Source organism: Pseudoduganella sp. LjRoot289 (assembly GCF_964252925.1).
Lineage (GTDB): Bacteria > Pseudomonadota > Gammaproteobacteria > Burkholderiales > Burkholderiaceae_D > Rugamonas.
In genome coordinates, this window is sequence record NZ_CAXUPN020000001.1 from 569,014 (window position 1) to 591,751 (window position 22,738).

Annotated in this window: 26 protein-coding genes and 1 tRNA gene; 20 read left to right on the forward strand and 7 right to left on the reverse strand. The window is 59.4% G+C overall.

Annotation, left to right across the window (positions count from 1 at the left end):
* Positions 1-47: 47 nt before the first annotated feature.
* Positions 48-1,508, reverse strand: coding sequence for a PLP-dependent aminotransferase family protein (locus ACSQ8Y_RS02470; RefSeq protein WP_436264881.1), 1,461 nt, complete (start codon positions 1,506-1,508; stop codon positions 48-50).
* A gap of 91 nt (positions 1,509-1,599) precedes the next feature.
* On the opposite strand from ACSQ8Y_RS02470, the gene ACSQ8Y_RS02475 reads away from it, so the two are divergent.
* On the forward strand, positions 1,600-2,007 hold the full coding sequence (locus tag ACSQ8Y_RS02475) for a tautomerase family protein (protein ID WP_436264882.1): 408 nt from the start codon (positions 1,600-1,602) through the stop codon (positions 2,005-2,007).
* Here ACSQ8Y_RS02475 and ACSQ8Y_RS02480 read toward each other — a convergent pair.
* The 4 genes from ACSQ8Y_RS02480 to czcI all read right to left on the reverse strand — a co-directional run bounded on the left by ACSQ8Y_RS02480 (position 1,935) and on the right by czcI (position 8,502).
* Positions 1,935-5,210, reverse strand: coding sequence for a CusA/CzcA family heavy metal efflux RND transporter (locus tag ACSQ8Y_RS02480; protein WP_436264883.1), 3,276 nt, complete (start codon positions 5,208-5,210; stop codon positions 1,935-1,937). The genes ACSQ8Y_RS02475 and ACSQ8Y_RS02480 overlap by 73 nt on opposite strands.
* 18 nt (positions 5,211-5,228) lie before the next feature.
* The gene (locus ACSQ8Y_RS02485) at positions 5,229-6,599 is read right to left on the reverse strand and encodes an efflux RND transporter periplasmic adaptor subunit (protein WP_436264884.1); all 1,371 of its coding nucleotides are present in this window, start codon (positions 6,597-6,599) and stop codon (positions 5,229-5,231) included.
* A gap of 6 nt (positions 6,600-6,605) precedes the next feature.
* Positions 6,606-8,039 (reverse strand): TolC family protein, encoded by a 1,434-nt coding sequence (locus ACSQ8Y_RS02490; protein ID WP_436264885.1) that lies wholly within the window; start codon positions 8,037-8,039, stop codon positions 6,606-6,608.
* 67 nt (positions 8,040-8,106) lie between these two features.
* On the reverse strand, positions 8,107-8,502 hold the full coding sequence (czcI, locus tag ACSQ8Y_RS02495) for a cation efflux protein, CzcI family (RefSeq protein ID WP_436264886.1): 396 nt from the start codon (positions 8,500-8,502) through the stop codon (positions 8,107-8,109).
* A 96-nt stretch (positions 8,503-8,598) separates the two neighbouring features.
* Here czcI and ACSQ8Y_RS02500 point away from each other — a divergent pair, with 96 nt between their 5' ends.
* Both ACSQ8Y_RS02500 and ACSQ8Y_RS02505 read left to right on the forward strand, forming a co-directional pair.
* Positions 8,599-9,195, forward strand: coding sequence for a MarC family protein (locus ACSQ8Y_RS02500; protein WP_436264887.1), 597 nt, complete (start codon positions 8,599-8,601; stop codon positions 9,193-9,195).
* Positions 9,196-9,249: 54 nt separating this feature from the next.
* A complete protein-coding gene (locus ACSQ8Y_RS02505) occupies positions 9,250-9,477 on the forward strand; it encodes a hypothetical protein (protein ID WP_436264888.1) in 228 nt (75 codons plus the stop codon).
* Here ACSQ8Y_RS02505 and uvrB read toward each other — a convergent pair.
* Entirely contained in the window at positions 9,470-11,542 is a 2,073-nt protein-coding gene (uvrB, locus tag ACSQ8Y_RS02510; protein ID WP_436264889.1) for an excinuclease ABC subunit UvrB, read from the reverse strand. The two genes, ACSQ8Y_RS02505 and uvrB, sit on opposite strands and share 8 nt — an antisense overlap.
* A gap of 110 nt (positions 11,543-11,652) precedes the next feature.
* On the opposite strand from uvrB, the gene ACSQ8Y_RS02515 reads away from it, so the two are divergent.
* From ACSQ8Y_RS02515 to ACSQ8Y_RS02545, 7 genes are all read left to right on the forward strand, one after another.
* Positions 11,653-12,855 (forward strand): aromatic amino acid transaminase, encoded by a 1,203-nt coding sequence (locus ACSQ8Y_RS02515; RefSeq protein WP_436264890.1) that lies wholly within the window; start codon positions 11,653-11,655, stop codon positions 12,853-12,855.
* Between the two features lie 45 nt (positions 12,856-12,900).
* Positions 12,901-12,976: transfer RNA gene (locus ACSQ8Y_RS02520), tRNA-Asn, on the forward strand.
* Positions 12,977-13,089: 113 nt separating this feature from the next.
* The gene (locus tag ACSQ8Y_RS02525; RefSeq protein ID WP_436264891.1) at positions 13,090-13,407 is read left to right on the forward strand and encodes a ribbon-helix-helix domain-containing protein; all 318 of its coding nucleotides are present in this window, start codon (positions 13,090-13,092) and stop codon (positions 13,405-13,407) included.
* Complete coding sequence (locus ACSQ8Y_RS02530) at positions 13,401-13,907, forward strand: PIN domain-containing protein (protein WP_436264892.1); 507 nt, start codon at positions 13,401-13,403, stop codon at positions 13,905-13,907. Before ACSQ8Y_RS02525 ends, ACSQ8Y_RS02530 begins: the two co-directional genes overlap by 7 nt.
* Positions 13,908-14,636: 729 nt before the next feature.
* Complete coding sequence (locus ACSQ8Y_RS02535; RefSeq protein WP_436264893.1) at positions 14,637-15,047, forward strand: hypothetical protein; 411 nt, start codon at positions 14,637-14,639, stop codon at positions 15,045-15,047.
* 233 nt (positions 15,048-15,280) lie between these two features.
* On the forward strand, positions 15,281-15,463 hold the full coding sequence (locus ACSQ8Y_RS02540) for a hypothetical protein (RefSeq protein WP_436264894.1): 183 nt from the start codon (positions 15,281-15,283) through the stop codon (positions 15,461-15,463).
* A gap of 90 nt (positions 15,464-15,553) precedes the next feature.
* Entirely contained in the window at positions 15,554-15,973 is a 420-nt protein-coding gene (locus tag ACSQ8Y_RS02545; RefSeq protein WP_436264895.1) for a hypothetical protein, read from the forward strand.
* A gap of 118 nt (positions 15,974-16,091) precedes the next feature.
* On the opposite strand, the gene ACSQ8Y_RS02550 is transcribed toward ACSQ8Y_RS02545, so the two are convergent.
* Entirely contained in the window at positions 16,092-16,718 is a 627-nt protein-coding gene (locus tag ACSQ8Y_RS02550) for a tyrosine-type recombinase/integrase (RefSeq protein ID WP_436264896.1), read from the reverse strand.
* Positions 16,719-16,892: 174 nt separating this feature from the next.
* Here ACSQ8Y_RS02550 and ACSQ8Y_RS02555 point away from each other — a divergent pair, with 174 nt between their 5' ends.
* From ACSQ8Y_RS02555 to ACSQ8Y_RS02600, 10 genes are all read left to right on the forward strand, one after another.
* Positions 16,893-17,243, forward strand: a complete 351-nt coding sequence (locus ACSQ8Y_RS02555) for a hypothetical protein (protein WP_436264897.1) — start codon at positions 16,893-16,895, stop codon at positions 17,241-17,243.
* A 102-nt stretch (positions 17,244-17,345) separates the two neighbouring features.
* Positions 17,346-17,690 carry a hypothetical protein gene (locus tag ACSQ8Y_RS02560; RefSeq protein ID WP_436264898.1) on the forward strand — a complete coding sequence of 115 codons (345 nt, stop codon included), beginning with the start codon at positions 17,346-17,348 and terminating at the stop codon, positions 17,688-17,690.
* A gap of 45 nt (positions 17,691-17,735) precedes the next feature.
* Entirely contained in the window at positions 17,736-18,161 is a 426-nt protein-coding gene (locus ACSQ8Y_RS02565) for a hypothetical protein (RefSeq protein ID WP_436264899.1), read from the forward strand.
* A 51-nt stretch (positions 18,162-18,212) separates the two neighbouring features.
* Complete coding sequence (locus ACSQ8Y_RS02570) at positions 18,213-18,494, forward strand: hypothetical protein (RefSeq protein WP_436264900.1); 282 nt, start codon at positions 18,213-18,215, stop codon at positions 18,492-18,494.
* A gap of 133 nt (positions 18,495-18,627) precedes the next feature.
* Entirely contained in the window at positions 18,628-18,831 is a 204-nt protein-coding gene (locus tag ACSQ8Y_RS02575) for a DUF6881 domain-containing protein (RefSeq protein ID WP_436264901.1), read from the forward strand.
* A gap of 70 nt (positions 18,832-18,901) precedes the next feature.
* Positions 18,902-19,345 carry a DUF4240 domain-containing protein gene (locus tag ACSQ8Y_RS02580; protein ID WP_436264902.1) on the forward strand — a complete coding sequence of 148 codons (444 nt, stop codon included), beginning with the start codon at positions 18,902-18,904 and terminating at the stop codon, positions 19,343-19,345.
* An 89-nt stretch (positions 19,346-19,434) separates the two neighbouring features.
* Positions 19,435-20,085 (forward strand): DUF4304 domain-containing protein, encoded by a 651-nt coding sequence (locus ACSQ8Y_RS02585; protein WP_436264903.1) that lies wholly within the window; start codon positions 19,435-19,437, stop codon positions 20,083-20,085.
* A gap of 69 nt (positions 20,086-20,154) precedes the next feature.
* On the forward strand, positions 20,155-20,841 hold the full coding sequence (locus ACSQ8Y_RS02590; protein ID WP_436264904.1) for a DUF6348 family protein: 687 nt from the start codon (positions 20,155-20,157) through the stop codon (positions 20,839-20,841).
* Between the two features lie 151 nt (positions 20,842-20,992).
* On the forward strand, positions 20,993-21,343 hold the full coding sequence (locus ACSQ8Y_RS02595) for a hypothetical protein (protein WP_436264905.1): 351 nt from the start codon (positions 20,993-20,995) through the stop codon (positions 21,341-21,343).
* A 137-nt stretch (positions 21,344-21,480) separates the two neighbouring features.
* Positions 21,481-22,641 (forward strand): IS30 family transposase, encoded by a 1,161-nt coding sequence (locus ACSQ8Y_RS02600; RefSeq protein ID WP_436264906.1) that lies wholly within the window; start codon positions 21,481-21,483, stop codon positions 22,639-22,641.
* Positions 22,642-22,738 lie beyond the last annotated feature (97 nt).

Below are 22,738 nucleotides of genomic sequence, written 5' to 3' on the forward strand. Positions count from 1 at the left end.
AGGGCCGCTTTTTTTACGTCTGAACCCGCAGCGCAAAGCAGGGGCAGTCAAGCGCATTGCCGGGCGGCCAGTTCCATTGCCGCAGCGCCCACCGTCTCGATCGCCGTTTCGATCCGCTGTGAAAAGGGCGCGCCTATGCTGAGGCGAATGTTGCGCTGGAATTGCCGGCCGGACGAGAAAATGATGCCGGGTGCGACGTTCACGCCTTGTTCGAACGCCAGCTCGCTCAAACGCACAGCGTCGATGTTACCCGGCAGTTCGATCCAGAACACGTAGCCGCCGCTGGGTTCCGTCACCCGCGTGCCGGCCGGGAAATAACGCAGGACGGCCTCCCTGATGCGCGCCACCTGAGATGAAAAAACCTCGCGTAAATGGGACACATGACGTTGATAGTCGCGCTTGGCCAGATAGTGCGCCAGCACTGCCTGGGGCAGGGCGCTGGGACTGGCCGCGCGCACGGTCTTCTGTTCGAGCAGGCGCGTCTTCCACATCCCGGGAATGACCCAGCCGATCCGCCAGCTGGACGAGAGGGTCTTGGAAAACGAGGAAAAATAGACCAAGCGGCCGCCGTGGTCGTAGCTGAGCAGCGCGGCTGAATTGCGCCTCTGGAAATACAGGTCGCCGTAAACGTCATCCTCGATGACGGTTGCGCCGTGCCGGCCGGCCAGTTCGAGCAAGGCGATTTTCGCCGCTTGCGACATGGTGAAGCCCAGCGGATTCTGGCAATTGGACGTGACGATGACGGCGCTGATCGTTTCCTTTTCGAACGCGCGGGCGAGCGCCTCGAGATCGATTCCGGTCTCGTTGTCGGTGGCCAGTTCGAGCGCGCGCAGGCCGAGCGCTTCGATGGCCTGCAAATTGCCGAAATAAGTGGGGCATTCCACGGCCACCAAGCCGCCTGGCGGCACCAGGATTTGCAAGATGGTATCCAGGCAGTGGCCGTCGCCCGAGGTGATCAGGATGTCGTCGGGTGCGACGTGGACGTTGCGCCCGGCCATGAGCTTGGCGATCTGCATGCGCAGGCCGTAGTGGCCCAGCGCCGGCAGCGCGCCCAGGTGGCATGGGGTGCGTGCCACGGCCGCCATCGAGCGGTTGAGCGAGCGCACCGGGACCAGGCTTGGGTCGAGCGTCGTCGATCCCATGGAGAACAGCTGCGGCCCCTCCTTGGGCGAGGGCGAGAGCACGCGCAGCACCAATTCGTCGACCCCGGCCTGCGGTGCCGGCGCGGTCGCGGCCGTGCCGTTTGCAGGCTGCTGCGCCGCAGCCGGCTTGCGCGCCAGATACCAGCCGGAACGCGGTACCGAGCGCAGCACCCCCGCGCTTTCCAGCAGGATCAAGGCGCGCACCACCGTCGACATGCTGGCCTCGTATTCGCTCATGAAATGCCGCACCGATGGCAGGCGCTCGTCCCACATCCAGTGGTTGGCCTCGACGCGCCGTTCTATGGCATCGGCTATGTGCCGGTATCGGTAACCCGTCGCTTCAGGCGCTTGCTCTTGTTCGCGCATGGTTCTGTATCGTGAATTTGCATGAAATGTGTATATTTTATTCACTTTTATACATGAATATACTCTTTCTTTTCACATCCCAAGGAATCGCATGCCGTTTATTCGTCTCGCATTAAAGAAAGGCACCAGCCCCGTACAGAAGGTGGCCATCGTTCAAGGCGTGCACCGCGCGCTGGTCGAGAGCATCAACATGCCGGCCGACGAGTTGTTCAACCTGGTATCCGAATACGATCCCGAGGACTTTTTCTACGATAGGAAATTCAACGGCGTGGCCCGCTCGGACAGCGTGGTGGTCGTCGAGATCACCATGCGCCGCGGCCGCAGCGATGCAATGAAAAAATCGTTGTACGCTAAAATCGCGGAAAACCTGGAGGCCGATGCCAAGGTGTCACCCAAGGACGTTTTTATTTTCATGCACGAGAACGACTATTCGGATTGGTCGGTCGGCAACGGCCAGTTTGCCATGGCGCTGGTGCAGCAGCGGGGCACGGACACCTGATTGGCGGATCCCCCATGGGCGAGCCGGTACAGCAGCGGCAGCACCAGCATGGTCAGCACGGTGGACGAGAGTATGCCGCCTATCACGACGGTGGCCAGCGGCCGCTGCACTTCGGCGCCGGTGCCGGAGGCCAGCGCCATCGGCACGAAGCCCAGCGCGGCCACCAGCGCCGTCATCAGCACGGGTCGCAGGCGGCCCAGCGCGCCCTCGCGGATCGCCTCGTCCAGCGGCTTGCCTTGCTCACGCAGGCTGCGGATGAAGGAGATCAGCACCAGTCCATTGAGCACCGCGACACCGGACAGCGCGATGAAGCCCACCGCCGCCGAAATCGACAGCGGCAGCCCGCGCAGCCACAGCGCGGCGATGCCGCCGGTCAGCGCGAACGGTATGCCGCTGAACACCAGCAGCCCATCTTTCAGATTGCCGAACATCGCGAACAGCAAACCCAGCACCAGCAGCAGCGCGGCCGGCACGACCAGCTTCAGGCGCTCGCTAGCGGACTGCAGTTGCTCGAACTGCCCGCCCCAGGCGATCCAGTAGGCCGAGGGCAGCTTCACCTGCCGGCGTATGGCCTGCTCGGCGTCCGCCACGAAGGAGCCGATGTCGCGCCCGCGCACATTGGCGCTGACCACCACGCGCCGCTTGCCCTGTTCGCGGCTGACCTGGTTCAGCCCGGGCGCGACTTCCAGCGTGGCCACTTCACCCAGCGGGATGAATCCGCTGCCGCCGGCGCCGCCGCTCGCGCTCGCGCTGCCGCTCGCGCCCGCGCCGCCGTCTGCGCCAGCGCTTCCGCTGAGCGCTCTGCGGCCCTGCGCCGGCGGCAATGCAATCGGCAGGCGGCGGATCGCATTGAGATCGCTGCGCATCTGTTCCGGCAGCCGCACCACGATATCGAAGCGCCGGTCGCCCTGGAATACATCGCCTGCCCGCTGGCCGCCCACGGCCGCCGCCACCGTTTCCTGTATGTCGGCCGAGTTCAGGCCATAGCGCGCCAGCTTGGCGCGGTCGATGGCCACCGTCAGCACCGGCAGACCGCTGGTCTGTTCCACCTTCACCTCGCTGGCGCCGGGCACACGCGCCAGCGTGGCCGAGATCTGTTCGGCGGTCTGGTTCAGCACTGCCATGTCGTCGCCGAACACCTTTACCGCCACGTCGCTGCGTACGCCTGAAATCAGTTCGTTGAAACGCAGCTGGATGGGTTGCGAGAATTCGTAGCTGTTGCCAGGCAGTTGCTCAACGCTGGCGCTGATCGCCGCCTCCAGCTGCGCGTGCGTCTTGCGCGGCTGGGGCCACTGCTCGCGGGGCTTGAACATGATGAAGCCGTCCGCGCTGTTGGGCGGCATCGGGTCCGACGCCACTTCCGCCGTGCCGATGCGGGCGAACACGCGCTCGATCTCGGGGAACTCTTTCATCAGCTTGCGTTCCAGCTGCTGCTGCATCGTGACCGATTGCGTCAGGCTGGTGCCGGGTATGCGCAGCGTTTGCAGCGCGATGTCGCCTTCGTCCAGGCTGGGCACAAATTCGCTGCCCATGCGCGCGGCCAGCAGCGTGGCCAGCAGCACTGCCACCGCCGCGAATGTCAGCACCACCGGCTTGTTTGCCATGGAGCGCTCCAGTGCGGGGGCGTAGCAGCGTGCGGCCGTGCGCATCATCGCGTTCTCCTTTTCGCTGACGCGCTCGCCGATGAACAGTGCCACTGCCGCCGGAACAAATGTCATCGACAGCACCATGGCGCCGAATAGCGTGATCACTACCGTCAGCGCCATGGGATGGAACATGCGGCCTTCCACGCCGCTGAGCGCGAAGATGGGAAGGTACACGGCCATGATGATGAGCTGTCCAAACAGCAGGGGCCTGCGCGCCTCATGCGCGGCGGCGAACACTTCATCCATGCGCTCGCTGCGCGTCAGCGGACGGCCCTGGGCGGCCTGCGCGTGCGCCAGCCGCCGCACACAGTTCTCGACGATGACCACTGCGCCGTCGACGATGATGCCGAAGTCCAGGGCCCCAAGGCTGAGCAGGTTGGCGCTCACCTTGTACGACACCATGCCGGTGAAGGTGAACAGCATGGACAGCGGTATCACCATGGCGGTGATCAGCGCCGCGCGCAAGTTGCCGAGGAAGGCGAACAGCACCGCCACCACCAGCACCGCGCCTTCCAGCAGATTGGTGCGCACGGTGGCGATGGCCTTGTCCACCAGGGTGGTGCGGTCGTACACGGTGACGGCGTGCACGCCCGCAGGCAGGCTGCGGTTGATCTGCTCCATGCGCTGGTCCACCGCGCGTGACACCGTGCGGCTGTTCTGGCCGATCAGCATGAACACCGTGCCGAGCACCACTTCGCGGCCGTTCTCGGTGGCGGCTCCGGTGCGCAGTTCTCGGCCTTCCACCACGTCACCGATGTCGCGGATACGCACCGGGATGCCGTCGGCGCTGGTGAGCACCACGTTGGCGATGTCGTCCATCGTTGCCAGCTGGCCGGGCGCGCGCACCAGCAGCTGCTCGCCGTTGCGTTCGATGTAGCCTGCGCCGGTGCTGCCGTTGTTGCGCTCCAGTGCGGCGACCACGTCGCGCACGGACAGGCCGTAGGAGGCCAGCTTGTCGGGATGCGGCGCCACCTGGTATTCGCGGGCGTAGCCGCCGATGGAATTGATCTCGGTCACGCCGGGCACGGTGCGCAGTTGCGGCTTGATGATCCAGTCCTGGATCTCGCGCAGATCGGTCGGCGTGTAGGCCGTGCCGTCCGGCTTCTTCGCGCCTTCCCTGGCTTCCACCGTCCACAGGTAGATTTCGCCGAGGCCGGTGGAGATCGGGCCGAGGGCGGGGGAGACGTCCCCGGGCAGGCGCGCGCGGGCTGCCTGCAGGCGTTCGTTCACAAGCTGGCGCGCAAAGTAGATGTCGGTGCCGTCCTTGAAGGTGACGGTGATCTGCGACAGGCCGTAGCGCGACAGGGAACGCGTCTGCTCAAGCTGCGGCAGGCCGGCCATGGCCGTTTCCAGCGGCAGCGAGATGCGCTGTTCGGTTTCCAGCGGCGAGTAGCCTGGCGCGGCCGTGTTGATCTGCACCTGGACATTGGTGATGTCCGGCACCGCGTCGACCGGCAGGCGCTGGTAGTTGTAGACGCCGAGGACAGCCATGCCCAGCACGGCCAGCATCACCAGCCAGCGCTGCGCGATGGCGCCGCGTATCAGTGGTTCAAACATGATGGTTCGCCTTTCGCCTCAGTGGGCGTGTTCGTTGTCGGACTTGCCCAGTTCGGCCTTGACGGCGAAACTGCCTGCAGCCGCGTACTGCGCGCCCGGCGCGAGGCCCGACAGCACCTCCACCAGCTTGCCGTCGCTGCGGCCCAGCGTCACCGCGTGCGCCGCGAAACCGGCGGGCGTGCGCACGAAGATCGCCGGCTTGCCGTCCAGCGTCTGCACAGCGCTGGTTTGCACCGCCACCGCCGCCGTTGCCCCGTTTTCGGAAGGCGGGAACACGCTGACGTTGACGAACAGGCCGGGGCGCCAGGCGGTGCCGGGATTTTTCAGCCGTATGCGGGCGGTCGCCGCGCGCGTCTGCTCGCCCAGAAGGGCGCCGACGTAGGCCACGGTGCCGGCCGCGCTGGCGCCGGAGCTGACGGACTGCACGGACGCTTGCTGGCCGACGCGCACGGCGTCGAGATGGGGCGCAGTCACCGCGAACTCGGCCCAGACGCTGGACAGGTCGGACAGCGTGAAGATGTTGGCGTCTTCCTTTACCGCTTCGCCGGCGGCGATGTGCTTCTCGAGCACTGTGCCGTCGAAGGGCGCGCGCACTTCGTAGCGGTTCAATGGACCGGAGGCAGGCAGGCCGCCGGCGCCCAGCGACTCCAGCTTCTGCTGCGCGTTGCGCACGGCGATGCCGGCTTCATTGGCGTGCTGCTGCGCTTGCAGGTAGTCCTGTTCGGCCGAGATGCGTTCTTCCCACAGCTTGCGCTCGCGCGCCAGCAGCGTCTGCGCCAGCGACTGGCGCTGGCGGGCCGACAGTAGTTCGCTGCGCAGTTCGGACAGCTCGCGGCTGGACAGCACGGCCAGCACTTGTCCTTTTCTGACCTGCTGGCCCAGCTCCGCGTTGACCTGTTCGACCATGCCCGCTGCGCGCGGCACCACGTGCGCCGTGCGGTCACCGTCGTAGCGGATCTGGCCCGACAGCGTGATCGCCGGCGCGATCGGTGCCGGTCCCGCCACAGCCAGCGCGATGCCGGAGGATGTGATCTGCTCCCCGCTGAAGACGGCCTGCGGCGCGGCTTCCGCGTGCACGGGCTTGCCGTGCGCTGCGCCGTCATTGCCGTGCGCCCCGGCTTGCTCTTCGTGCGATGCCTTGCCGGTTCCTTGCAGCGTGGCTTTCTCGCCATGCCCGACAGCCGTGTCGTCCTGCGCTGCGTGTTTGTGGCCTTGCGCCGCGCCGCTTTCGCCTTGCGCCCGCTGGTCCCCGCGCCCATCCATTTTCTTGTGCGCGGCCCCGGCTGTGGCTACCGGTTGCGCGTCAGGGCGCAGGATCAAGGCGGCGAGCGCCGCGCCGGACAGTACGATGACTGCGATGGCGGTGGTTTGTTTTCTGGTCAGTCTCATGGCGGTTCAATGTTCGTTGTTCGGCGCGCTGTGGCCGAGGATGCGTTCGATGGCGGCGGCGGCACGGTGGCCGTCCGACAGCGTGGACAGGTATTGCGCCCGCGCTTGCAGCAGCGTGCGCTGCGCGTCCAGCACATCGAGGAAGTTGTGTTTTCCGAATTCGAAGCCTTTGGTGGCGGCTTCGGTGGCTTGCTGCGCCGCCGGCAGGATTTCGCGCCGCAGCGTGTCCACGGTCTGCCGCGCAGACTGCAAAGCTTGCACCGCCTGCGTCAGCTCGGACTCCAGCCGCACGGCGGCAGCGGCCAGTTCGGCGCCCGCCTTGTCGGCCTGCCGCTGCGCCGCCAGGACGTTGCCCTGGTTGCGGTCGAACAGCGGCAGCGGCAGGGACAGGCCGATCACGGTCTGGCTGCGGGCAGGGGCCGCCATGCGCTTGCCGCCCAGGCTAACCGTCAGGTCCGGCGCGCGGTTGGCCAGCTCAAGCTGCGTCACCGCTTCGCGCCGCGCCACCTCCAGCCGTGCCGGGCCAAGCGCCAGCGAGCGCTCGCGCCAGTTCGCCAGCACCGCTCCGTCGGGCAGGGCGGGCAGCGCACCGATGTCGCCCTCGACGCGGTCAAAGAGCGTGCCCGGCGCTCCGCCTGCCATGTACGCCGCGCCGGCAGCGTTCGCCGCCTGCCTGCCACCGGCTGTCTGCCCGGACGAAATCGCATGCGCATCGCTCGCCGCCTGCTCGCCGTTTGCCGCATGGCTAGTCATGCGCGCATGGGACTCAAGGTATATATTTGAACCAGAGGCAGGCGTTCCACTGCGCGGCGTTGGCTGCGTCCAGTACGACGCGAGCCGTTGCCGCGCGGACGCGAGGGCCGACGAGGCGCTGCTTGCCTCCAGCCGCACTTGCGCCTCCGCCAGCTTGGCTTTGGTCTCGTCGACCGGCGACACTTTGCCGGCTGCCACGCGCCGGTTTGCAACCAGGGTGGCGCGTTGCGCCAGTTCGTTGGCCTCCTGCGCCAGGCGCAGGCGCTCCTGCGCCACGAGCACATCGTTGAAGGCCGTCACGACGTCCGCGTGCAGTTCGGCGCGCCGCGCTTCGAGCGCCGCGCTGGCGGCGTCGCGCCCGCGCTCGGCGGCTGCCATGCGCGCCGCGCGCTTGCCGCCCAGCTCCAGCGGCTGGCTGAGCTGATAGCTGCGTTCGCCGTCCGCTTCGGCGCTGCCGCTGCGGCCAATGCGCTCGAAAGACAGCAAGGGGTTGGGGCGGGCGGACGCTTGCAGTACAAGGCCGTCCTGCGCCTCCACTTCGAAGCGGGCCGCCGACAGGGCAGGGTTGGCTTGCGCGGCCAGCGCCAGGGCGGCGCGCAAGGTGAGAACCGCTTGCGGTTCTTGTGCTGCCGCATGCATGGGCGCGACAAGCGTCGCCATGGCTAGCGGCCAAAGGAATTTGACCATCCGAATTCTCCAGTATAGGGAAAAAAATTCGACGGGACTTCAGAAAATGGTGGAGAGTCCCGCCGCGCTAGGCAGCGGGATGCCAGTCGGGCTTTTTCGGCCCGTCGGCTATATGCGAAGAGAAGCGGGGATCGGATGGCGGCGGGTATGCCGCGCCAGCCGCTGTGGGCGGCGGCGCCATCGCCGAGAGCAGGGATGCCTGCACGGCGTGATGGCAGACGGCGCAATCGGCATGCACCTCGGCTTTGCCGGCGGGTTTGCCATGGCCATTGTCATTGCCGCCGGCGCTGTCGTCAGCAGCATCGCCAGCGTGCCCGGGCTCGGCTTGCATATTGTGATGATGCGCGTGGTGGCCGAAATGCTGGCTCTTTCCCTGTTCATGCCCGCAATAGGCGGCAGCCGCCGACCAGGCATACTGGAGCGGCAAAACAGCAAGCAGCAGGATTAAAAGCAGTCGGCGCATGCGGCGATTCTATCAGCATTCGCCGCAGGGCCTGGACCATGTAGTAAACTCCGGCCTGGTGCGCCGGCTCGGCCCGCCAAGCCCGGAAAGCTCGTAATGACCCAGAATTTTTTTCAGACCTTCATCCTGCTGCTGCTCGTGACCGACCCATTCGGCAACGTGCCGCTGTTCGCCACCGCGCTGGCGCCGGTGCCTCCGGCGCGGCGTCCCAAGGTCGTATTCCGCGAATGCATGATCGCCTTCGTGGTGCTGCTGCTGTTCATGTTCTTCGGCCGCCACTTCCTTGAAGCGCTGCAGCTGTCCGAAGCGTCGCTGCGCATCGCCGGCAGCGTGATCCTGCTGCTGATCGCCATCCGCATGATCTTCCCGCACCCGGACGGTGTGCTGGGCCGCAGCGAGGGCGGCGAGCCGTTCATCGTGCCGCTGGCGATCCCCGCGCTGGCCGGTCCGTCGGCACTGGCCACGGTGCTGCTGTTCTCGCGCGAGAGCACCGGCGAAGTGCTGATCCACGTGGCCGCGCTGGCCGCGGTGGTGCTGGTGTGGCTGGCCGTGTTCCTCGGCGCCGAGCGCCTGCAGAAGGTGCTCGGCCCGCAAGTGATGACCGCGTTCGAACGCCTCATGGGCCTGATCCTGGCCGCGATGTCGATCGAGATGCTGCTGGGCGGCATCCGCGAGTTCGTCAAGACCTTGTAAGCGCGCGCGGCGCTGGGCGGCTTGGGGACAGCGTATCTGCCGGCCTGGATGGTGATGGAATACATAGGCACAACGCAGGCGCAGCAGCCGGAGCCGCGGCTGCAGCCGCTGCTGACCGCGCACGCGGCGCCGCTGACGCCGCTGAACGCGGTCTACTCAGCCGAGAGGCTGCTGCCGCACCGCGCGTCGGTCTTCATCGAGTTCATTGCGGGGGTGTTCGCTGCGGCGCCGGGGCTGGCAATCCGCCCGGCGTCGCAGCGCGTGGTGCAGTCGGTCAGCTGATGATGTCCGCGCCGGGGGCGCCGAACAGCTGCTGCTTGAGCACATGCAGCTGGTCGCGCACCTGCGCGGCTTTTTCGAACTCCAGGTTCTTGGCGTGGTCTATCATCTGCTTCTCCAGGCGCTTGATTTCCTTGCTGACCTGCTTCTCGCTCATGGCCTCGTACTTGGCCGCCTCCTGCGCCACCTCCAGTTGCTCGCGCGCGTCCTGCGGGCTGTAGACGCCGTCTATCATGTCCTTGATCACCTTGTGCACGCCGCGCGGCACGATGCCGTTGGCGGCGTTGAAGGCGATCTGCTTGTTGCGCCGGCGCTCGGTCTCGCCGATGGCACGCTCCATCGAATCGGTCATGCGGTCCGCGTACAGCAGCGCCACGCCGTTCAGGTTACGCGCCGCGCGGCCTATGGTCTGGATCAGGGAACGCTCGGAACGCAGGAAGCCTTCCTTGTCCGCGTCCAGTATGGCCACCAGCGACACCTCGGGCAAATCCAGGCCCTCGCGCAGCAGGTTGATGCCGACCACCACGTCGAAGGTGCCGATGCGCAGGTCGCGCAGGATTTCCACGCGTTCCACGGTCTCGATATCGCTGTGCAGGTAGCGCACCTTGATGCCGTGGTCGGTCAGGTATTCGGTCAGTTGCTCGGCCATGCGCTTGGTCAGCGTGGTCACCAGCACGCGCTCGTTCTTGGCGACGCGGTCCTGGATCTCGGACATCAGGTCGTCCACCTGCGTGCGGGCCGGACGCACGATGACCATAGGGTCCACCAGGCCGGTCGGGCGCACCACCTGTTCCACCACCTGGTCGGCGCGCTTGTTCTCGTAGTCGGCCGGGGTGGCCGAGACGAACACGGTCTGGCGCATTTTCGATTCGAACTCTTCGAACTTCAGCGGCCGGTTGTCCAGCGCGGACGGCAGCCGGAAACCGTAGTCCACCAGGTTGGTCTTGCGCGAACGGTCGCCGTTGTACATGGCCGACAGCTGGCCGATCAGCACGTGCGACTCGTCCAGGAACATCAGCGCGTCCTGCGGCAGGTAGTCGATCAAGGTCGGCGGCGGCTGGCCGGGCAGGGCGCCGCTCAGGTGGCGCGAGTAGTTTTCGATGCCCTTGGTGAAACCGATCTCGGCCATCATCTCGAGGTCGAAGCGGGTGCGCTGCTCGATGCGCTGCTCCTCGATCAGCTTGTTCTCCTGGCGGAAGAACTCCAGCCGTTCGCGCAGCTCGACCTTGATGGTCTCGATCGCGCGCAGCACGGTCGAGCGCGGCGTCACGTAATGCGAGCCGGGGTAGACCGTGAAGCGCGGGATCTTCTGTTTGACGCGGCCGGTGAGCGGGTCGAACAGCTGGATCGATTCGAGCTCGTCGTCGAACAGCTCCAGGCGCACCGCCAGCTCGGCGTGCTCGGCCGGGAAGATGTCGATGGTGTCGCCGCGCACGCGGAAGGTGCCGCGCCCGAAGTCCACCTCGTTGCGGGTGTACTGCATCTGGATCAGGCGCGCGATGATGTCGCGCTGGGCCACGCGGTCCTTCTGGCGCAGCGTCAAGATCATCTGGTGGTATTCGCTCGGGTTACCGATACCGTAGATGGCCGACACGGTGGCCACGATCACCACGTCGCGCCGTTCCATCAGCGACTTGGTGCAGGACAGACGCATCTGCTCGATGTGTTCGTTGATCGAGGAATCCTTCTCGATGAACAGGTCGCGCTGCGGCACGTAGGCTTCCGGCTGGTAGTAATCGTAGTAGGAGACGAAGTATTCGACCGCGTTCTCCGGGAAGAACTCGCGGAACTCGCTGTAGAGCTGCGCGGCCAGCGTCTTGTTCGGCGCGAACACGATGGCGGGACGGCCCTTGCGGGCGATCACGTTGGCCATGGTGTACGTCTTGCCGGAACCGGTCACGCCGAGCAGCGTCTGGAAGAACAAACCGTCGTCTATCCCCTCGCACAGACTGTCGATCGCGGTCGGCTGGTCGCCCGCCGGCGGGAAGGGCTGGTGCAGCTTGAAGGGGGAATCCGGGAAGGTGACGACGGTCGGTGCTGCGGAATTTATAGCTTGCGTTTCAGCCATGAGGTCAGACCTTTGATAGAATATGCGATTGCTGGCGCTTAAAACCGGATTTTGTTCGGGCGCCAGCAAGCTTCCGCTGCGAACCGCTCCTAATCGAATTCAATCTTATCATGACGAACCCTTCCGTTTTCAGCGCCATCGAGATGGCCCCGCGCGACCCTATCCTCGGCATCACCGAGGCCTTTAATGCCGACACCAACCCCGCCAAGATCAATCTGGGCGTAGGCGTCTATTATGACAACAACGGCAAAGTGCCGCTGCTGTCGTGCGTGCAGAAGGCGGAAGCGGCGCTGATCCAGCAGCCTACCCCGCGTACCTATCTGCCGATCGAAGGCCTGGCGGCTTACGACAAGGCGGTGCAGGAGCTGGTATTTGGTGCCGACAGCGCCATAATTCAAGAGAAACGCGCAGTGACCGTGCAAGCCATCGGCGGCACCGGCGCGCTGAAAATCGGCGCCGACTTCCTGCAGCGTTTCGCGCCGGGCGCGCAAGTCTACATCAGCGATCCGAGCTGGGAAAACCACCGCGCACTGTTCGAAAGCGCCGGTTTCAAGGTCAACAACTACACCTACTACGACGCGGCCACCCACGGCGTGAACTTCGCCGGCATGCTGGCCGACCTGAAGGCCATGCCGGCCGGCTCCATCGTGCTGCTGCACGCCTGCTGCCATAACCCGACCGGCGCCGACCTGAGCTCGGCCGAGTGGGACCAGATCATCGCCGTCGTTGCCGCGAACGGCCTGGTGCCGTTCCTGGACATGGCTTACCAGGGCTTCGGCTCCGGCATCGCCGAAGACGGCGCCGTGGTGCGCCGCTTTGCCGCCACCGGCGTGCCGCTGCTGGTGTCGAATTCCTTCTCCAAGTCGTTCTCGCTGTACGGCGAGCGCGTGGGCGCCCTGAGCGTGGTGGCCGCATCGGCCGACGAAGCGTTGCGCCTGATGTCGCAACTGAAGCGCGTCGTGCGCACCAACTACTCGAACCCGCCGGTACACGGCGGCAAAGTTGTGGCCACCGTGCTGGCCACGCCGGAACTGCGCCAGCTGTGGGAAGACGAGCTGGCCGGCATGCGCGTGCGCATCAAGGAAATGCGTGATACTTTCGTCAAGAAGCTGAAAGAGAAAGCGCCTGCGCACGACTTCGAATTCGTGCGCGAGCAGGTCGGCATGTTCTCGTACTCGGGCCTGACCAAAGCGCAAGTGGACGCGCTGCGCGCCGAATCGATCTACGCCGTGGACACCGGCCGCATCTGCGTGGCCGCGCTGAACTCGACCAATATCGACAAGGTGGTTGACGCCATCGCCAAAGTACTCTAAAATCTTGCTTCTTCGAGCTGAACGAAAAGTGCGGTTCGAAGCAATTCCCTGATAGCTCAGTTGGTAGAGCGACGGACTGTTAATCCGCAGGTCCCTGGTTCGAGTCCAGGTCGGGGAGCCAGAACATAGCAGCAAGCGTAGAGCCCAGCCTTAAACGGTTGGGCTTTTTGCTTTGGCAGGTCCCATCTGAAATGTTATACACTGCTCTCAATGATAGGCGACATGAGGTATGTCATGACCCGATTGACGATCGAAGTGGACGATCAGCTTGCGGCGGTGGTCGCTGAGCTGGGTCGGGCGGAGAACCGTGCAGTGGCGGAGATCGTACGTTCTGCGATCACAGAATACGTACGTCAGGCTTCGCACGGCAGTATGCCTATCAGCGTAAAAGTAGGCCAAGCCAGCGTCAGTGTGTCGGTCAGGGACCGTGGCGCGCATCCCACAGTGCCGCTGGAGGAGCGCAAGCGTTTGCTTGAACGCACTGCCGGCATGTGGGCTGGGAAAGGTATCGACGGCCTGGACTACCAGAGGAGGCTGCGCGCCGAATGGTAAAGGTCATTTTCGACACGAACATTCTTATCGACCACTTCGACGGAATTAAAGAGGCATTGGACGAGCTCGCAAGGTACGATGACGTAGCCATCTCTACTATTACTTGGTCCGAAGTTATGTCATTGCCTGCCGCCAGCTCACATGAGTTGGAAGATATGCGCGCGGTGATGCGGGGATTTGTCCTGTATGACGTCGATGCAGAGGTTGCGGAAGAGGCGGCCGCAATGCGGCGTGCCGCGAAGGCCGCCGGGGTAAGGATACCCAAGACTGCTGATGCGATTGTGCTTGCGACAGCCAGATTATCGAATCGGCGCCTGATCTCGCGGGACACTCGGGCCTTCAGTCCGGTGGAGATTCACGTTCCTTACAAGCTCGAGAAGGATAAGGATGGGAATGTTTTGAACTTGGTTCCGCTCCCTTTAATAGAGAAGCCTACGGGTTCGGCAGAGTTAAATGCGGGGATCGACCTGCCGAAGCAGGATCAAAATCCGCAAGAGTGATCTAGGATCTTGAAAAATTATCCCCGGTTTGAGTCCATGCCGGAGAGCCAGAACATAGCCGCAAGCTTGGAGCCCAGCCTTAAACGGTTGGGCTTTTTGCGTTTTGCAGCCGTTTCATTCCGCCGACGGCAGGTAAAGCCATTGTTGTGATAATTCGTGAATTTTTCACCTCGGCAACATGTTATGCTGACTACAGATGATCGAACTGGGGCAAGTGAGGACGGCGATAACTGCACATTTCAAGGTGTTGGGCTAGGCATCGCAAGCGCTTTCGCGGCTGCTGAAGAGGGATGCTGCGTTTCCCTAAGAAATTAAGAAGAAAGCCCAAGGCTGCGAAAAATTGTCGAACGAGGTGTCTTGGGCCAACAGATCCAGTTGCCGAAGAACGTCAGCATGCGGCCAAGAGTGGTCCTTGAGCGGTACGAACGAATAGAGAATGAAAGCGCCTCAGTGTGAAACATTCAGCCCGGAAGAGGTGGTTCGTCATTGCGGGGTTTGTCTTTGCGATACTTGCTTGCTACAGCGTACTTGGGGTGCTTCAGGCGCTAAGCCTCTACCAAGGAGAAAGGTTAGTAATCAACCTGCGCTGGTGGGGCTCAGTCGCGCTAGCGAGTCTTTTTGCAGCGGGCACATGCCTGTATTTTGCCCTACGTCGGGACGGGACCTGAGGGACGCGCCGTGAGATGTCACTATCGGCCAGGAGCAGACATTCTCAAGCTGAGGAAATGTATGCAACGAGTTAAATTTTCGAGCAATGAGCGCCACAAGTCCCTTGGCATGGGAAACTTTCTTCTGATTTCCCCGGACAAAGAGCATGAGATAGAGCTTCTGTATGACGGCGAGCCGCCGCACGGAGACTCATATCATTTGCTCGCAATTGACGGAAATCCGTACCCAGGATATGCGTGGGGTTGCATGTTTGGTTTTTCATTATGCTCCCGTTATTTTGCCTTTAGCGCGATGCCAACCAAATATGAGCGGCGCACAGCAGTTGTTGATTTGAGTACCAATAGCCATTGTCTTCTCCCGCAGTACATTTATCAGTTCAGGTTGGACTGGCCTGTGATTACCGGGGATGGTCCTATTTCGTCCGGTCTAATTTACACCTTCGACGGCAAGGAAACTTGGACTAAACTATGACAAACTACCGCTTCCGGCCAAGGGTTGCCGTTCATGTGGAATCATGAGAATGACGGGTTTACAATAGGGTTTTTGGTGGCATGCTTAAATCAATGAAATCGTTTAGGTTCTGGTCATTTGCGCTAGGCGCGACGTCTATAGTTCCTCTGGTCTACTTTATGTATCAGAATTGGATGTTTTCACAGTGGGCGAAAGTGCAAGCAAGTAGTGGTAACTATGTTTGTGGAACTGAAATGTTCGCACTGCTTGCCTTTTGCATTTTTGTCTGTGGCATATTCTCCACCACCGGAATTTTGTTGGGTGTGATTGGCTACTTGAGAACCGAAAAGCCGAGACTGAAAAAGCGGCTATTTGAGATAGTTCTCCTTGGAAGCGGCATGGTAATAGCGATTGCAACTGGCTTTGCCCTCATCTGACCGTTGGCTGCCAGAACCGGACACTACCGCTAACGCCGCTTGCTATCGTCTGAATATACCGTACATCTCGTCTTCAAAAACTGCTACCGAATGACATTTCATATCAACCGATATCCGACCATTCAGGAAATTTCTGAACTAGCGGCCTCAGCGAAAGACACGCCTATGGCGGAACGGGTCGGCAGAATGTACCTCAATGACTTCCGACTTGCCGAGGACCGTCAGCGCAACGCATTCATGTTCCAAACAGGCGCACTCTCGCGAGAAACCTGTCTGCAAAATCATTACTTGCTGTATTTTATGCGGCACTGGTTCGATATTCGCAGCAGAGGGGACGATACCTTCGAAGTCAGCTTTTACGATTTCCCTACAAACTTGGAGGCAGATAGGAAATGGATTGAACAATGCTTCGGGCAAGCCGCAAGGATTTACGGCTGGGCTGATGGAGGCGGTGGGGATACGGTCATTTTCGACCCGATTTTTTGTGAGGATGATTCGTATCCTGGCTAATACTTTAGGCTCACTAAAGTTGAGTGCGCGCGCTTTGAAAAAGTTCGGTCTAAAGTGGCATAAACACGCCGCTCAGCGAGTGTCCGCAGTGGGGCGACTGCTGGTGCCGCCCATGCTCTTAAGCGTCTGTCTGCTCGGCCATCTCGAGTGCGTCATCTACTTCGATGCCCAGATATCGTACGGTGCTCTCGAGGCGCGTATGGCCCAGCAACAGCTGCACCGCACGCAAATTTTTTGTGCGCCGGTAGATGAGTGTTGGCTTCGTCCGGCGCATCGTGTGCGTGCTGTATGCCGTCGGGTCAAAGCCTATTTCGTCGAACCATTGGTGAACAATACGCGCGTACTGCCTAGTCGAAATGTGCGGCGATTCTGAGATTCGACTGGGAAAAAGAAAATCGCCGTGGCGCAGGGCTGCTGCCGCTATCCAGTCCGCCAAGCTTTTCCTGGTTCCTGCGGTAAGTTCGAACTGGACGGGTTGCTTGGTTTTCTGCTGCATCACGCTGGCCCGCGCTGCCACACGGCCTCCATGGCATACATCGTTGACGCGCAGCTGGACCAAGTCGCAGCCACGCAATTTGCTGTCGATGGCCAAGTTGAAGAGTGCCAAGTCCCGGGCCCTGCCGAAGATTTCCAAGCGAACGCGAATTGCCCAGATTTCGCTTATACGTAGCGGCGCTTTTTGCCCGACCAACTTACCCTTGTTCCACGGCGTAGATTGGCCAGAACCTTTCACTTGATTGTTCATGATAGACCTCCTAGATGGGAACTCTACTATGCGCCTTGCTTGTTCTGGTGCGGACCCGCAGGCGATGTGATAATTGGTGACGTTTTCAGTTGAGCAAGATGGTATCCTTGCACATCGGCGGAAATCGCCAAGAGCTGCCGCTCGCGCCTTGCACCTAGGCTTAGAGGAATTTAGATGAGTGAACTTAGCATTGGCGAGATGATAGACCGGCTGGCCAGACTGCTTATTAAAAACCGCCGAATCGATTTCTCTTTCCGATTGGCCGACTCTGATGATATTTGCATCGTGCACGTCCACGAATGCGAGGACTACGAATTTTCTGAGTATGGCGAGGAATACGCGCCAGGAGAAATGTTTGAAATTGGCCCTGCCAAACTAGATGCCGCTATCATTCACACTCAGCTGCGTTTCGCAGGTTTGCAGGAGGCCGGGAGCGCAGTTCTTAAGGTTCGTTCTCAAATCGCCGGAGCGCATTGGGATGGCCGAAACCGGCCAGAAGCAGACCTTCAGCAGGAATTTCAATAAAGACTTTTAATGCGATTTCGAGTAACGTCAATAACGTATGAGGATGAGGCCAAGCTTGTTATAGCCCCGTTGTGCAAGATTGAAGACTGGCTAAATGCTGCGATGGCCGATGCAGAATTCGGTGGCGGCTTGGACAGCCTTATGATTGTAGTTATTTCCTATTACATCGACGAAGCTGGTGAGATAAGTAAGCTACCTAAGCCGTCAAGACTAAGTAAATACAAGCACCCGACGACAGGCGAGGAGCAACGCTGCCTGGCCCTGCACATTTCTGTGGAAGATAAGGCGCTATTACGTGTGGAACCAAAAAATATGGTGAACTACCTAAGTCAAGTGATTGTCGAGAAGTTGCCTGAGCGGCCATTGCGCATTCCCAAGGACCTCGACTATAGCCGCTTGAGGACCGCCATGCAGAAATGCATCGGCACATTTGCTGAAGTGCGTTAGACCGAGACCGGCCAGAAGCAGCCCATCAAAAAATAGGTAAGTTGAATGTACGCTCCAAAGCGAATAGAAGAAATTACTGTTGAGGATTTGCGTCTTTGCCGTTGGTGTTATTTTTGCGACGACAATGACGGCTTCGACGGTTTTGAATGGGCAATTCCTGAGTTGCATCAGAAATTCAGCACGGCGGTAGTTGAACTGGAACTAGCCACATTTCGTTTTAAAGGTGGTCAAGAATTTGACGGTATGTTTGATGGCTCAAAATCGTTTTCCGTGTATCTTCAGGGTAGGTGGCATTCGCTTTGGCGTGGCGAGGTACGGCCTAGCGCTGCTGAGGTGGCGGCTTTTAATAGTGCCATATCTGAGTTGAGCCTTTCGCTTCCTATCGTCGCAACCGCACGATGGTCCGGAAAGTCAGAATGCTATGGTGGTCTGCGCTACTATGACCAGGATGGAGCGGAAGTCGAGGCTTAGGTTTTGGCCATAACCGGCCAGTAGCGGCTGTTCAGGAAATTAAGGGAAGAGATGAAGAAAAAGCCAGTCGATTTCCTGGTCGGACTTGTTATTATTGCCGTCCTTGCCTGTTTGTTTGTATTCTTAGCAGGCGCGCGGATATTGGTTTATATAGGATGGGCTATTGCATGCGGAGTTGCTGTCATCTTCCTTCTCAAGCTGAAACGAATGGATTCGACAGTCATCGCGACAATCTTAAATCCTGCAGTTCTGTTGCGCTACTTCTTGCCTAAGCGATTTCGCACGCAGTTGAAGGACTTTGAACGCAAAGATGATATTTCACGCCGGCCGTAACTGGCCAAGAACGGCCGTTGCCATTTTCGGAATAGGAAGCAAGGAAATGATGCACATCAAGGTGCGTTGGATACATCAGATATCGGATATGCCAAAAGAAATATACTCGGAGCTTGATGAGGCTGGCTGAGAGGTGCGGAAAGTTGAGATTTTCGCGGATGGACGGCAAAGCTATGCAAGTCCTGTTCAATCGAGTGGCAGTAGCTTTCTTGCGGAATGCCAATTTCCATCGATTGACGAGATAGGTAAGGACCCTCAGTTTATACCACTGGTGATAGCGGCCGACGAGTTTCAAAAATGGTGGGAAATAGCTCTCGGCCGTAACGACTTCGGCTAGAAAATTGCTGCAACCGGCTAGCAGCGGTCATCCGTACTTAATAACTTACCGCACACGCTAGAAAAACTTCATGCACGAATCGGAATTTTGGAGACTAGTTGCTCTAATCGATGTTAAAGCGCTCGATGATGGTGACGAGGATGTAGCGATTCGCCCCCTGTACGAGGTCTTGGTTAATAAGACAGAAGAGGAACTTTTCGCATTCGAGGAACAACTTGCGCAGCAGCTATACGAAATCGACGGCGAACTTTACGCGGAGAACGCCGGGGATTCAGGTGGCTCAGACGGCGGTTTCCTCTATGCTAGGTGTTACGTTGTGGCGAAGGGTTTTGATTTTTTTAAGGCAGTAAAAGGTGACCCGACACGGATGCCAAAATCGATTGAGCAGTGGTGCGAAACTCTTCTTTATTCGCACCGAGAAGCTTGGGCGCTTCTCACCGGTCACGATTCATCGGAGTGGCCGTTTTGTTCTTCTGTCAGCTACGAATCGGGTAGTAACTCGAACCTTGGGTGAGATGCCCTCGGTACTCACTGTACAATACATCTGCGTTAGGCGGCCGACGGCCAGGAGCAGCCGTTCAATATCCAAAGCGAGTTTTATAATTGGAAAAATCAGTTTTTGCTATAGCTGTTGATGAGATTCAGTCCGCCCTTCATCCTGTCCTAAAAGCAGCGGGCTTTCGGAAAAAGGGGCGGACATTCAATCGACGGATGCCTGATGGCGTAATTCATGTGCTCGGAATTCAGATGGGCGCAGCCGACCCGCCAGGTACCACAAACATACCGGGCTTCCGAGAAAACATGCATGGACTCTTCGCCGTTAATTTGGGGATATACGTCCCTGAGGTTTCTACCGAAACCAATGGCGTAGATAAAGACTGGGTTCCTGAATATTATTGCTGCATACGGGCTCGTCTCGGAGCACTGGTTGGCGGTGATAAGGAGGCGTGGTGGCATGCTGATGCATCAGCCAGTGTAATTGATGACCTGCTGAACGCAATTCGTGGGTCAGGCATGAAGTTCTTTGAACAATTTCCGAATCGTGACGCCGTTATTGATTTGGCTTATCGTGAGCGGGATCGGGTGTTTTTTGGCACTCCACCGCGTATAGTAGCTGCTGTGATTCTTGCGAGGAGAGGCGACCTTGAGAAGGCTCGAGCCTTGCTGGTGCAGCAAATGACAGAGAAAACTAATCCAGGTCATCCTGAATACGTGCGAAAGCTAGCTCAAAATATTGGATTGGGACAGCTCTAGTGAGGAGTGTTGCAGCTCAGTCCGTAAGCGGCCAAGAACGGTAACTCAAAAAATTTTATTACATAGTAAATGCTGCGATATCTACTTAGACGATTTTCTGCGAAACAGGTCATCCCTGAATCTGCGAGCCTTAGGACATCAGACTTTCTTGTTCGCTTGTTCGAGGGCCACGATATCGAATGTACGACCCACAACGATTGGGTTCTTCCAAATGCTGAACTTCCGGCCTTAAGAGCGACGTGGTTTCCAGGTTCATCAAACGGGCGGTTAGATGTACAAGCATTTGTCAGAGAGGGTGTGACGATTGAGGAGTGCTTTGCAGGCATCGGAAAAGACGAAGTTGGTCTAAACGATGCCTTGACGAACTTCACAGTTAACTCCTTTCATGTCTTGCTTGCTGCACTTTGGAATCAGAACGATAAAACCCAAGTAACAACGGAAGATTGGAGTATTGGTGGGAGGCGATATACTGCATTTATAGGAAACTTTGGGACTCGTGGCTCAGAAGGAGTCACAGCGGACATACCGGCTGACTTATTTGCTCAAGTAGAGAACGTCGTCAAACTTGATTCTCTGATGGGTGAACTGCACTGGTTTCGATTCTTCTTCTGCAACGTCGCTGGACAACGCACATTTGAAGCATTAAAGGACAATGAAACTTGGAAATCAGGAATCCGCTGTCTTGAAGGCGTTCAATGGGCTGACAGTATGGGCTACTACAGCGTGCGATTGTTTGTGGTTCTCCGCGCCATTTAGCTGATAATCGCCAAGGATGCCAAATTAGAGCATCAATGAGATGTGAGGCAGGGTTCTGCCATTAACGCACGGTGAGATTAAACAAACATAGTGACTTAAGAATATGACTCCGTATCAGTACGTTATTTCTCTACGAATTTGGCACCCATATATGCCGCAGGAAGAGTTTTCACAAATCACTGGACACCATCCGAAATATAGCTGGACGGCAGGAAGCCCGCGATTTTCACCGAAAGGAAAGCCACTGGGCGGCATTCATAAGAGTTCATACTGGTCTACAGAACTCACATCAGAAACCACGATTTCTGACCCGATTGAGGTAGAGCAGGCGTTAGACGTGCAAATCGCGAATTTTTCACGGCACGCTGAGTTCTTCAATAAAGTTCGTGCTAAGGGGGGCAAAGCGGAGCTCTTTGTCGGACTATTCAGCGATGAAAATATCGTTATCGATATTGAGCCTTCGCTCATGGGACGACTCGCCCACGCGGGTCTGGGTATTTGACTCGACTACTACCCTTGGAAACGGGATGAAATCCGGAGTCAAATTTGAGGTGGCTGCGAACGACCGCAAAGGGGTGCGGATTCAATCGGTGATCGCAACACTCTATCCTAGATACATAGGTTACAGGAGTGTTGAAAATGAACCAGAGACCTCGAATGTGTTACACGGAAAGCCAGAAGGCAATGATGTGGGAACGCTGGAAGCAAGGTGACTCTCTGCAGATGATCGCACAGATGTTCGATCGCAACCATTCGTCAGTGCAAAGAATTTTGGCTGAGACGGGTGGTATACGACCAGCGCCACGATGCCGATCCCGGCTGGCATTAACGCTGGCTGAGCGCGAAGAAATTTCTCGTTCCGTCGTCGCGGGCCAGTCAATCCGTTCGGTTGCGGCGCGTCTCGGCCGAGCGCCGTCGACGGTCAGCCGGGAAATTAGACGTAATGGCGGCCAGGATGAGTATCGTGCAAATCAGGCGGATCAGCATGCTTGGGATCGGGCGCGCCGCCCCAAACGCTGTAAGCTAGCAGAGAACCGGATGCTGGCCAATATGGTAGCCGCAAAACTCCAGTTACAGTGGTCGCCAGAGCAGATCGCGGGTTGGCTCAAGCATTTGTTTGCGGACTACGGGGAGTACCAGGTGTCGCACGAGACGATCTACCGGAGCCTTTACATTCAAGCGCGCGGCGCCTTGAAGAAGGAGCTGTTGGAGCACTTGCGACGTACGCGCATCATGCGCCGCTCACGCCACCACACCCAGAAGAAGGACAATCACGGCCGGATCACTGACGCGGTATCGATCAGCGAGCGTCCGGCAACGGCAGAGGATCGAGCGGTGCCAGGGCATTGGGAAGGTGATCTGCTCTTTGGCAGCCACAACAGCCAGATTGCGACGCTGGTCGAGCGTCAGACGCGTTATGTCATGCTCGTAAAAGTCGCCGGTAAGGATACTGAAACGGTGGTCAATGCACTGATCGACAATGCCCGCAGGTTACCGCACGAGCTTTACAAATCGCTGACTTGGGATCGAGGGAAAGAGATGGCCGGCCACAAGCGTTTTACCTTGGCCACCGATATCCAGGTGTATTTTTGCGATCCGCAGAATCCGTGGCAACGAGGCTCGAATGAAAATACCAATGGGCTGTTGCGCCAGTATTTTCCGAAGGGACTGGACCTTTCCGCCTACTCGCAGGACAATCTCGATGAGGTGGCTAGAAGGCTGAACGAGCGCCCCAGGAAGACGCTACACTACCAAACGCCGGCACAGCAATTCGAAAGGTGTGTTGCATTGACCGATTGAATCCGCAGGCGGAAGCGGTCAGTCGCGGTAGTGAACTGGCTGCAATGTCGATGTGAGTAACAGATGATATACGCGGATTCACTCTCGTTTCTCGCGG